This window comes from Actinomycetota bacterium (assembly GCA_005774595.1).
In the GTDB taxonomy this organism is placed as follows: domain Bacteria; phylum Actinomycetota; class Coriobacteriia; order Anaerosomatales; family D1FN1-002; genus D1FN1-002.
Window position 1 is genome coordinate 1 of sequence record VAUM01000037.1, and the last position, 10,280, is coordinate 10,280.

General features: G+C 70.2%; 10 protein-coding genes and 1 tRNA gene. 1 reads left to right on the top strand and 10 read right to left on the bottom strand.

All coding sequences use genetic code 11. The annotated features are described in order from the left end of the window. Positions 1-170: 170 nt before the first annotated feature. The 9 genes from FDZ70_02765 to FDZ70_02805 form a co-directional block, all read right to left on the bottom strand. Positions 171-1,214, bottom strand: coding sequence for a 4Fe-4S dicluster domain-containing protein (locus tag FDZ70_02765; GenBank protein ID TLM79508.1), 1,044 nt, complete (start codon positions 1,212-1,214; stop codon positions 171-173). Next, a complete protein-coding gene (locus FDZ70_02770) occupies positions 1,108-1,728 on the bottom strand; it encodes an electron transport complex subunit RsxA (protein TLM79509.1) in 621 nt (206 codons plus the stop codon). Before FDZ70_02770 ends, FDZ70_02765 begins: the two co-directional genes overlap by 107 nt. A gap of 1 nt (position 1,729) precedes the next feature. Beyond that, on the bottom strand, positions 1,730-2,347 hold the full coding sequence (locus tag FDZ70_02775; GenBank protein TLM79515.1) for an RnfABCDGE type electron transport complex subunit E: 618 nt from the start codon (positions 2,345-2,347) through the stop codon (positions 1,730-1,732). Between the two features lie 8 nt (positions 2,348-2,355). Then, the gene (locus tag FDZ70_02780) at positions 2,356-2,937 is read right to left on the bottom strand and encodes an FMN-binding protein (protein TLM79510.1); all 582 of its coding nucleotides are present in this window, start codon (positions 2,935-2,937) and stop codon (positions 2,356-2,358) included. Between the two features lie 16 nt (positions 2,938-2,953). Beyond that, positions 2,954-4,180 (bottom strand): RnfABCDGE type electron transport complex subunit D, encoded by a 1,227-nt coding sequence (locus FDZ70_02785; protein TLM79511.1) that lies wholly within the window; start codon positions 4,178-4,180, stop codon positions 2,954-2,956. Continuing rightward, positions 3,955-5,256 carry an electron transport complex subunit RsxC gene (gene rsxC, locus FDZ70_02790; GenBank protein ID TLM79512.1) on the bottom strand — a complete coding sequence of 434 codons (1,302 nt, stop codon included), beginning with the start codon at positions 5,254-5,256 and terminating at the stop codon, positions 3,955-3,957. Before rsxC ends, FDZ70_02785 begins: the two co-directional genes overlap by 226 nt. Positions 5,257-5,355: 99 nt before the next feature. Next, the gene (locus FDZ70_02795) at positions 5,356-5,736 is read right to left on the bottom strand and encodes a nucleoside-diphosphate kinase (protein ID TLM79516.1); all 381 of its coding nucleotides are present in this window, start codon (positions 5,734-5,736) and stop codon (positions 5,356-5,358) included. Between the two features lie 60 nt (positions 5,737-5,796). After that, on the bottom strand, positions 5,797-7,122 hold the full coding sequence (locus tag FDZ70_02800; GenBank protein ID TLM79513.1) for a tetratricopeptide repeat protein: 1,326 nt from the start codon (positions 7,120-7,122) through the stop codon (positions 5,797-5,799). A 7-nt stretch (positions 7,123-7,129) separates the two neighbouring features. Further along, on the bottom strand, positions 7,130-7,765 hold the full coding sequence (locus tag FDZ70_02805; protein TLM79517.1) for a peptidylprolyl isomerase: 636 nt from the start codon (positions 7,763-7,765) through the stop codon (positions 7,130-7,132). 291 nt (positions 7,766-8,056) lie between these two features. Here FDZ70_02805 and FDZ70_02810 point away from each other — a divergent pair, with 291 nt between their 5' ends. Then, complete coding sequence (locus FDZ70_02810; protein ID TLM79514.1) at positions 8,057-10,120, top strand: elongation factor G; 2,064 nt, start codon at positions 8,057-8,059, stop codon at positions 10,118-10,120. 87 nt (positions 10,121-10,207) lie between these two features. Here FDZ70_02810 and FDZ70_02815 read toward each other — a convergent pair. Next, positions 10,208-10,280: transfer RNA gene (locus FDZ70_02815), tRNA-Arg, on the bottom strand.

Consider the following 10,280-nt stretch of genomic DNA (forward strand, 5'->3'; position numbering starts at 1 on the left):
CTTCCACCACGAGGCGCCCGTCCCCGCCGGCCGGGACTACCGTCACGCCCGCCGGCCCCGTCACGCGGAACGCCGCCGCCGGACGCTGCGCGGCCCACGCGAATGGCGCCGAGGCCGCGGCCACGGCCGCCACCGCACAGGCCAGCACGACGTCCGCGCGGGTCATGGCGCTACGCGTCCTCGTCCGACTCGCTCGCGCCCTCGTCGGCGACCGCAGCGCGCTCGGGGGCGAATCCGGCCACGTCGCGTGCCTTGCCGTCGATCTCGTGCGCCGGAGCGATCGCAGCGCGGCCGAACAGGTCGATGCAGTCCTGCGGGCACACGTCCACACAGGCACCGCAGGCGGTGCACTTGGCGTAGTCGACGACCGCCAGCGCGTCCACGACGACGATCGCGCCGTACGCGCACGCCTTCTCGCACTTCTTGCACGCGATGCACGCGTGCGGGCACGCCTTCTTGCGGGGGGCGGGCTTGTCGTGCGCCGAGCAGCGCACCGCGACGGGGGCGTTCTCGGACACGAGCTCGAGCAGGTGCGTCGACCCGCGCGGGCACTCGCGCACGCAGATGCCGCAGCCCGTGCACGCGACGAGGTCGACGACCGGCAGCCCGCGCTCGTCCATGCGGATCGCGTCGAACGGGCACGCCCGGAAGCAGTCGCCGTAGCCGAAACAGCCCCAGCGGCACACGAGGTCGCCGCCCGCGAGCTTCGAGGCCGAGGCGCAGGACAGCAGGCCCGAGTAGTCGAACGCGCGGGCCGCGTCGCGGCCGCCGCCGCAGTGGCGGCACGACACGACCGTGGCGACCTCGCCGGCCTCGACGCCCATGACCTCGGCCACGGCGTCGGCGACCGTCTGGCCACCGGCCACGCAGGCGTTGGCGGGCTTGGTGCCGGCGGCGATCAGCTCGGCGACAGCGAAGCACGACGGGTTGCCGCACGCGCCGCAGTTGCCGCCCGGCAGCGCCGCGAAGACCGCCTCGATGAGCGGGTCGACCTCGACGTGGAACTTCTTCGACGCCACGGCGAGCAGCCCCGCCGAGATGAGGCCCATCAGCGAGAGGGCGCCGACCGCCTTTCCGATGAGTGCGAAGTCCATGCGTCCCCCCTTCCTACAGCCCGAACAAGGAGCCGAGGCCGATGTAGCCGAGCGAGAGCAGGCCCGCGCAGATGAACGACATCGGCGTGCCCTTGAGCCACTTGGGCACCGGCGCGACATCGAGGCGCTCGCGGATCGCGGTGAAGCACAGCAGCGCGAAGCCGTAGCCCAGCGCCACGCCGGCGGTGTAGACGACCGCCTGCAGGAACGAGAAGTCGAACGGCATGTTCATCTTGAAGAAGCCCGGCTTGACCGACTCGGTCGCGGCAGCGAGCACGGCGCAGTTCGTGGTGATGAGGGGCAGGTAGATGCCCATCGCGCGGTACAGCGTCGGGCTCGACTTCTTGAGGTACATCTCGACGAACTGCACGAGCGCCGCGATGACCAGGATGAACGCGGGGATGTAGAGGAACTCGCCGACCCCGAGCGGCACGAGCAGGAAGTAGTACGCGACCCAGGTCACCGAACTCGCCATGACCATGACGAAGAGCACGGCGAGGCTCATGCCCCAGGACGTCTCCATCGAGTTGGAGATGCCGAAGAACGAGCACAGCGCGATGAAGCGGGTCAGCAGGATGTTGCTGACGAGCGCCGAGCCGATGAGGAGCAGGCCGAGTTGCTGCAGCGTCGACATCCTATGCCGCCCTCCTCTCGGCCGCGCGTATGCGCTTGTTGATCTCGAGGTTGCCCGCCATGAGCAGGCCGAACAGGATGAACGCCCCCGGGAACAGCACGAGGATGTTCGGCGGGGCGTACGCGTCGGGGAACTTGACGAGCGTCGCCCCGAGGAACTGCAACTGGCCGGTGCCGAACAGCTCGCGGATGACCGACATGATGCTCAGGATGATGGTGTAGCCGATGCCCATCCCGAGCCCGTCGGCCGCCGAGAGCAGGATGCCGTTGTGGTACGCGAACGCCTCGGCGCGGCCGAGCACGATGCAGTTGACGACGATCAGCGGGATCCACACGCCGAGGAACGCGTAGATGGTCGGGACGTACGCCTTCATCACCAGGTCGACGATCGTCACGAACGACGCGATGACCACGATGAAGATCGGGATGCGGACCTCGTCGGGGATGAACTTGCGGATGGCCGCGATGATCACATTGCTCATGACGAGTACGAAGATGACCGCGACTCCCATGAAGAACGAGCCCTCGAACTTGGTGGAGACTGCGCAGGCGGAGCACAGGCCGATCATCAGCACCATGAGCGGGTTCTCGAGGGCGAGCCCGTCGAGCAGGGTCTTCATGAAGTGCTTCACTGCGCACCCCCCTCCTTCGACAGCACGTCCGCGTACACGTGCCCGGCCGCGATGACGCCCTTGCGCACGCCGCGCGAGGACTTCGTGGCCCCGGTGATCGTGTCGACCTTCTTGGCCGACTTCTCGATGTCCTTGCCGTCGACGCCGACGAACTTCGCCAGGTACTCCGGCTCGCCGATCGCCTTCGTGCCGAGGCCCGGCGTCTCGTTGTGCAGCACCACTGTGACACCGGTGACCAAACCGGAACTGTCCAAACCGACGACCATGGTTATCGGCCCGCCGTAGCCGCGCGGGCCGACCTTCAGACCCCAGCCGACGGTCTCGCCGGACGCGGACTTCGCGGCGTAGACCGCATAGACGGGCGTCTCGCCCGCCGCCGCTACCGCCCGGTCGAGCAGCGCCTGGTCGGCCTGCTCGAACGTGGCGCCGACCGCGGCGTCGCCCATGACCTCGGCCAGCGCCTTCTCGACCGCAAGGCGCTCCTGCTCGGCGATGAGGTCCTTCGTGGCGCCGTAGGTGACCGAGAGCCCCGCCGCAGCCACCGCGCAGGTGACCACGACCGACAGGATCAGGCGCACCGGGGTACTCGGACTGCTAGCCACGGGACTTCACCCACCCGAAGGTCCTCGGGCGGAACCCGCGGTCGATCAGCGGCGCCAGCCCGTTCATGAACAGGATCGCGAAGGTGGTCGTCTCGGGCATCGGCCCGAAGAACCGCGTCACCACGTTGAAGGTGCCGCAGCCCACGCCGAACACGAGCCGGCCCCACTTCGTGACCGGCGAGCTCACGTAGTCGGTGGCCATGAAGAACGCGCCGAGGAGCACGCCGCCCGCCAGCACGTTGAACACCGGGTCGGACCCGAACGCCCACGACAGCAGCGCCACCGACCCGATGTACCCGGCCGGGATGCGCCAGTCGACGATGCGCATCGCGATGAGGAACAGCCCGCCGAGGATGAGCAGCCCGCCCGAGATCTCGCCGAGCGAGCCCTCGAGGTTCTTGACGAGCAGCGGCATCCACTGCGCGGGCAGGTCGAACCCGTACGCTCCGCCCGCGGCACGGTCGGCCGCGGCCAGCGCGAGGCGGGTGGCGCCGCTGATCGTGTCCAGCCCTGCGCCCGACTGGTCGGCCATGACGCCGAACCATCCGCCGGCGTTGGGCTGGATCTCGGAGAAGACACCGGCCCACGACAGCGTGACCACCGCGCGGCCGACGAGCGCCGGGTTGAACAGGTTCCACCCGAGGCCGCCGAAGAGCATCTTCGCCAGCCCGATCGAGACGATCCCGCCGACGACCGCGATCCACCACGGCGTGCACGGCGGAAGCGACATCGCGAGCAAGACGCCGGTGACGACCGCGCTCAGGTCGGCTACCGACTGCGGGCGCTTCGTGACCGCGTTCCAGGCCCACTCGGTCGCGACGCTCGAGATGACGCAGCACAGCAGCAGCGTGACCGCGGCCATCCCCATGTTCACGACCGCCCAGATGGCGGCCGGCGCGAGCGCGGCGAGCACCATCAGCATGATGTGCGTGACGTTCGCCGGCGCCGCGATGTGCGGCGGGGCCGAGACGCGCAGGCGTGCGGGGGTCTCGCTCACAGCTTCGCCCCCCTCGACATCAGCGTCGCCTTCGCGCGCCGGATGAGCGGCACGAGCGGACGCCGGCTCGGGCAGACGAACGCGCAGCACCCGCACTCGATGCAGTCGAGCGCGTGGAACTCCTCGCAGCGGTCCCAGTCGTGCGCGTACGAGTAGATGCCGATCTGGTAGGGCTCGAGCATCATCGGGCAGGCGTCCGCGCAGCGGCCGCAGCGGATGCACGCCTGGTCGTCGTTCACATCCGGCGCGCCCTCGGCCGCAGGGATCGCGATGACGCCCGACGTGCCCTTCGTGACCGGCACGTCGAGCGACCCGACGGCAGCGCCGCACATCGGCCCGCCGGAGACGATCTTGGCGGTCGGGTCGGTCACGCCGCCGGCCATCTCGAGCAGGTCGCCCACGGAGGTCCCGATCAGCGTGAGGTAGTTGCCGGGCTTCGCGACGGCGCCCGACACGGTCACCACGCGCTCGATGAGCGGCTTGCGCAGTTCGAACGCGTCGTGGACGGCGGCGGCGGTGCCCACGTTGTGGACGAGGGCGCCGGTGGCCGCCGGCAGCTTGCCGTGCGGGACCTCTTTGGCCAGCACCGCCCAGATGAGCTGCTTCTCGGCGCCTTGCGGATAGCGGGTCGGTAGCGACATCACCTCGACGCCCTCGCCGGCGGCGGCACGCAGCGCATCGATCGCGTCGGGCTTGTTGTCCTCGACGCCGATCACGATGCGCTTCGCGCCCACGATGTCGCGGATCCGCTTCGCGCCGCCGACGACCTTGCCCGGCGACTCGAGCATCGTGCGGTGGTCGCACGTCAGGTACGGCTCGCATTCGCAGCCGTTGAGCAGAACGGTGCTCACGGGCATGTCGTGCGGCGGCTCGAGTTTGACCTTCGTCGGGAATGCCGCGCCGCCCATGCCGACGATTCCCGCCGCGCACACGACCTCGCGCGGGTCGTCGTTCTCGGCGACCGGCAGCCAGGTGTCGAGGTCCTGCCCGGCGTCCGGCTCGATGCGCACGGCGACCGCGTGCGTCCCTCCCGCCAGCAGGACGTCGGCCACCTCGGTGACCGTGCCGTCGACGGGACTGTGCACCGGGGCCGAGACCTTCGCCCGGATGTCACCGACCGTCTGGCCGCGCTTCACGCGGTCGCCGGCAGCGACGACCGGCTCGCACGGCGCGCCCAGATGCTGGGACATCGGGACCGTGACCGAGGCGGGCACCCCGGCCCGCACGACCGGCAGGCTGGCCGTGGCCGCCTTGCGGTCGTCCGGGTGGACGCCTCCTCGGAAGCGCGCTGTGCTCACGCGCGACCCTCCCCTTCCATGGCCGACTGACGCTCAAGGTATCGGGAAAGTCGATTCGGGGGATGCTGCCCGATTCCTGCAAACACCTGCGACGCGCTGCTACGAGAAGAAGATCGCGATCTCGCGCTCGGCGCTCGCAGGGGAGTCCGAGCCGTGGACCACGTTCGCATCGAGCGTCAGCCCGAAGTCGCCGCGGATGGTGCCCGGGGCGGCCTCGGCGGGGTTCGTCGCGCCCATGAGCTTGCGGCAGACGGCGACGGCGTCCGGCCCGCTGACGACCATGCGCACGACCGGACCCGACGTGATGTAGGCGACGAGACCCTCGTAGAACGGCTTGCCGGCGTGCTCGGCGTAGTTGGCCTCGGCCTGCTCGCGGGCGACCGTCCCGAGCTCCATGCGCTCGATGGTCAGCCCGGTGCGCTCGAAGCGCGAGATGATGGCGCCCGCGAGACCGCGGGCGACTGCATCCGGCTTGATCATGACGTACGTACGCTGGTCCAAGTCCGTTCCTTCCCTTGCCGTGTGCGTGTGACGGCGGCCCTACGACCCGCCGGTCGATCCCCAGTCGTTCTCGATCCCGGTCACCTTCCAGCCGACGCCCTCTCGCGACAGGGTGACCACGTAGTGCATCGCCGCGCCCTTCGCCGGCGACACCGTGATCGACGCCCGCGAGGTGGTCGACGCGCGGTCGACCGAGTCGATCGTGTAGCCGCTGTGATTGGGCGTGACCTTCTGCATCTCCTTCTTGATGTCCGACGACGGGACGGCGACCCAATACCGGTCGACGCTCTTCCCGGCGGCATAGGCGTCCATCATCCCCTCGACCGCCATGCTCTGGGTCGGCCACCCCAGGCCGAGGAAGTACGCGGCGACGAGCAGCGACGCCGCGAGGAACGCGGCCCCCGCGACCACCGCGACCACCGCCCACGGACTCCGGCCGCCCCGGCGGTCCTCACGCGCCTGACGCCGGGCGTCGCGATCGATCTGCTTCATCTCGTCATCCGTGCGCGCGAAGAACTCCGAGACGTCCGCCGCGGTGCCGAACTCGCCGGTCGTGCCGGGATCGCCCGGGACGGGGTGGTCCTCGGACACCGAGGAGCGTAGCGCCTCCGCGGCGGCGCCCAGGTCTCCGGTCTCCCAGCCCTCGACGGTCTCGCGCGGCGGCGTCTCGGGAACGAGCGCCGCACGGGACGCCTCGAACGCCTCGACGGCCTCCGCCGACAACGAGTGTCCGTACAGCTGGGTCGCCTTCTCGAACGCCCTCACGGCCTCCGCATGCCGCCCCGCCTCGGACAGCGCGAGGCCGAGGTTCGCCTGGGCGCGCCCCTTGTTCGCGTACTGCGGCAGCCCCACCGCCGCCTTGAACGCCTCGGCGGCGTCGTCCGGCCGCCCGAGGTGCAGGAAGCACAGGCCGAGGTTGTTGAGCGCCTTGCCCGGGTCGGGGTTGCCGCCCTCCAGCGCCGCCTTGCGGTACTCGCGCGCGGCGTCGGCGTAGCGCCCCATCTCCCACAGCGCGCCGGCCAGGCCCTGGAGCGCCTTGTAGCGCGTGGTGTAGCCGTGCTCGTCCAGGGCGCCCTCGTAGGCGCGGACCGCCTCGCTGTACTCGCCGAGCGACGCGTGCGCGGCGCCGAGGTTCGCGAGCACGGCCCCTCGCTGCTCGTACAGCTCGTCCTTCAGCGCGTGCGCGTACACCTTGAGCGCGTCGCGTTCCCGGTGCAGCCGCATGAGGCAGTTGCCGGCCCGGTGGTAGCACACGCCGTTGCCCGCGGCGTCCCCGCCTGCGGCGGCGAGGTACAGGCGGGCCGCGGCGCGGTAGTCGCCCGCCTCGTACTGCTCCTCGGCCTGGGTGAAGACGGCGTGGTCCACGAGTGCGTCAGTCCGCGTTCTCGATCGTCACGGATGACATCACGTCGCCGACCTGGATCTGGTGGACCACGTCCATGCCTTCGGTGACCTGGCCGAAGACGGTGTAGTTGCCGTCGAGGAAGCTCTGCGCCCCGAGGCAGATGTAGAACTGCGAGCCGGCGGAGTCCGGGTCCTGCGAGCGCGCCATCGCGACGGTGCCGTCGAGGTGCTTGCGGCTGTTGAACTCGGCCGCGATGCGGTATCCGGGGCCGCCGGTGCCCGGCGCGCCCTGCCCGGTCTTGGTGTTCGGGTCGCCGCCCTGCACGACGAAGCCGGGCTCGACGCGGTGGAACGAGACCCCGTCGTAGAAGCCCTTCTTCGCCAGCTCGATGAAGTTGGCGACGTGGTTCGGAGCATCCTGCGGGTAGAAGGTGAACTCCACGGTCCCGAGCGACTGGCCGCCGCGCGTGACGGCGACGACCGCGACCTCGCGGCCGTTCGGCTTGTAGGCGGGCGTGTACAACTGGTCCTCCCCTGGGGTCGTCGGCTCGGCCGTCGCGGTGGACTCCGCGGGCGGCGCGGCCGTCTCGGACGCGGCGCCCTGACCGGACGCCGCCTGCTCGCTCGGCGCGGCCGGCTCCCTGCGCACCCCGCCCGAGCACATCGCGACGAGCAGCAGCACGAGCGCCGCCACGGCGATGACCGCCACGATGACGAGCGTGCGGCGGCGGTCGTTCGACACGGCGGGCTTGCCGGCAGGCTGCTGTGCGGCGGTCATCTTTGAGGGTTCCTCCGGGGCGCGTACGGGACCTTCACGAGGCCCACGGGGGCGCGGGCGCGACACATTCTAACAGAGTGTCCGCGGCCTTCGATTGCAGTATCATGGCGACCCGACACACCCCCGCGGCGGCCACCGGACGGCGCGCAGCCGCGACGCGAGTTGGAGGCGATGCACTTGGGAGCTCCCGCTACCGACAAGGTCCGCAACGTCGTCCTCGTGGGGCATGGCGGAGCCGGGAAGACCTCCCTGGCTGAAGCCATGCTCTTCCTGTCCGGGGCCACGAAGCGCCTCGGCGCGGTCGACAACGGCACGAGCGGGCTCGACTACGACTCCGAGGCGGTCAAGCGCAAGTTCTCGATCAACCTCGCGCTCGCGCCGGTGACGCACAAGGGCGTCAAGATCAACGTCATCGACACCCCCGGCTACGCCGACTTCATCGGAGACGCGATCGCCGGCATGGAGGCCGCCGAGATGGCGCTCTTCGTGGTCGATGCCGTCGCCGGGCCCCAGGTCCAGACGCGCCGCCTGTGGAAGATCGCGGGCGAGATGGGCATCGCGCGCGCGGTGTTCGTCAATCGCATGGACAAGGAGCACGCCGACTTCGACGGCGCGATCGCCAAGCTCACCGCCTCATTCGGCGACCGGGTCGTGCCCGTGCAGCTGCCGATGGGCTCGGAGGCCGACTTCCGCGGCGTTGTCGACGTCATCCGCATGCAGGCCTGCCATCACGAGGCCGACGGTGAGCACATGGACGAGATCCCGGCCGAGTTCGCCGCGGCCGCCGAGGCCGCCCGCGATGCGCTCGCCGACAAGACCGCCGAGGCCGACGACGAGCTCATGATGAAGTACCTCGAGGGCGAACCGCTGACCCAGGCCGACATCGAGAAGCTGCTCGGCCTCGCCATCGCGGAGAGCAAGGTCGTCCCGGTCTTCGTCGGCTCGGCGCTCAAGCTCCAGGGCATCGAGGACCTGATGGACGAGATCGTCACCTTCTTCCCCGAGCCCACCGCCCACGGCCCGATGCACACGGTCGACGGCACGGAAGTCCCGTTCACGACCGCCGGCGACGTCGCGGCGCACGTGTTCAAGACGCTGTCGGACCCATACGTCGGTAGGCTGACCTTCGTGAAGGTGGTCTCGGGAACGCTGACCCCCAACTCGGAGCTCGTGAACTCGCGCACCGGCAAGAAGGAGCGCGTCGCGCACGTCTTCAAGATGACCGGCAAGGAGACCGCGGACGTCGACGGCGCCCCGGCCGGCGACATCGTCGTGCTCCCGAAGCTCGCCGAGACGCTGACCAACGACACGCTGTCGGCCAAGGGCGGCATCGCCTTCTCGCCGCTGCCCGTGCCCGAGCCGCTCTACCCCGTCGCCGTGGCAGCCAAGACCAAGACCGACGAGGACAAGCTCGGCACGGCCATCAAGCAGATCGTCGACGAGGACCCCGCGCTCAACCTGCGCCGCGACGAGGAGACCCACCAGACCGTGCTGACCGCCATGGGCGACACGGGCGTCGACGTCGTGCTGTGCCGCCTCCGCGACCGGTTCCACGTGGAGGCCGAACTCATCGACCTGCGCATCCCCTACCGCGAGACCATCCGCAAGACGGCGCAGGCGCAGGGCCGCCACAAGAAGCAGACCGGCGGGTCCGGCCAGTTCGCCGACTGCTGGCTGCGCATCGAGCCGAACCCCGGCGGCGGCTACGCGTTCCTCGACGAGATCGTCGGCGGCCGCATCTCCAAACCGTTCATCGTCGCGGTGGACAAGGGCGTCCAGGACACGATGGCGTCCGGCGCGATCGCGGGCTACCCGGTCCAGGACGTGCGCGTGGCCGTCTACGACGGCTCGATGCACTCGGTCGACAGCAACGAGATGGCGTTCAAGACCGCGGCGCGCATCGGCTTCCGCGCGGCCGTCGAGAAGGCCGACCCGGTCATCCTCGAGCCGATCGCGACGCTGACGATCGAGGTGCCGGACGAGCATGCCGGCGCGGTCATGGGCGATATCAGTTCGATCCGCGGGCGCGTGCTCGGCATGGACGCCCCCCAGGCCGGCGTCCAGGTCATCCGCGCGCAGGCGCCGTTCGCCGAGGTCGTCCACTACTCGCCGCATCTGCGCTCGATCACGAGCGGCACCGGCACGTACACCATCAGCATCGACGCCTACGAGCAGGTCCCCGGGGACATCCAGAAGAAGCTCGTGGACGCGTACCAGAAGGAGCGCGCCGAGGGCCACTAGTCCGCGGGCGCGTCGAACTGCCCCGCCTGCACGAACGACGGAGGCCCGGCTCGTCTTGGAGCCGGGCCTCCGCGCATCCGGTGGGGTTGGCGCCCTCTGCAGGAATCGAACCTGCGACCTTCTGCTCCGGAGGCAGACGCTCTATCCCCTGAGCTAAGAG

Bases quoted from the DNA above. Each gene is read 5' to 3' on its own strand.
- FDZ70_02765 (TLM79508.1), bottom strand. From the start codon at position 1,214: ATGTCGCGCCGGTGCCCAAGTGGCTCAAGGGCACGCCGATGTCGTTCA.
- FDZ70_02770 (TLM79509.1), bottom strand. From the start codon at position 1,728: ATGTCGACGCTGCAGCAACTCGGCCTGCTCCTCATCGGCTCGGCGCTC.
- FDZ70_02775 (TLM79515.1), bottom strand. From the start codon at position 2,347: ATGAAGACCCTGCTCGACGGGCTCGCCCTCGAGAACCCGCTCATGGTG.
- FDZ70_02795 (TLM79516.1), bottom strand. From the start codon at position 5,736: ATGATCAAGCCGGATGCAGTCGCCCGCGGTCTCGCGGGCGCCATCATC.
- FDZ70_02805 (TLM79517.1), bottom strand. From the start codon at position 7,765: ATGTGCTCGGGCGGGGTGCGCAGGGAGCCGGCCGCGCCGAGCGAGCAG.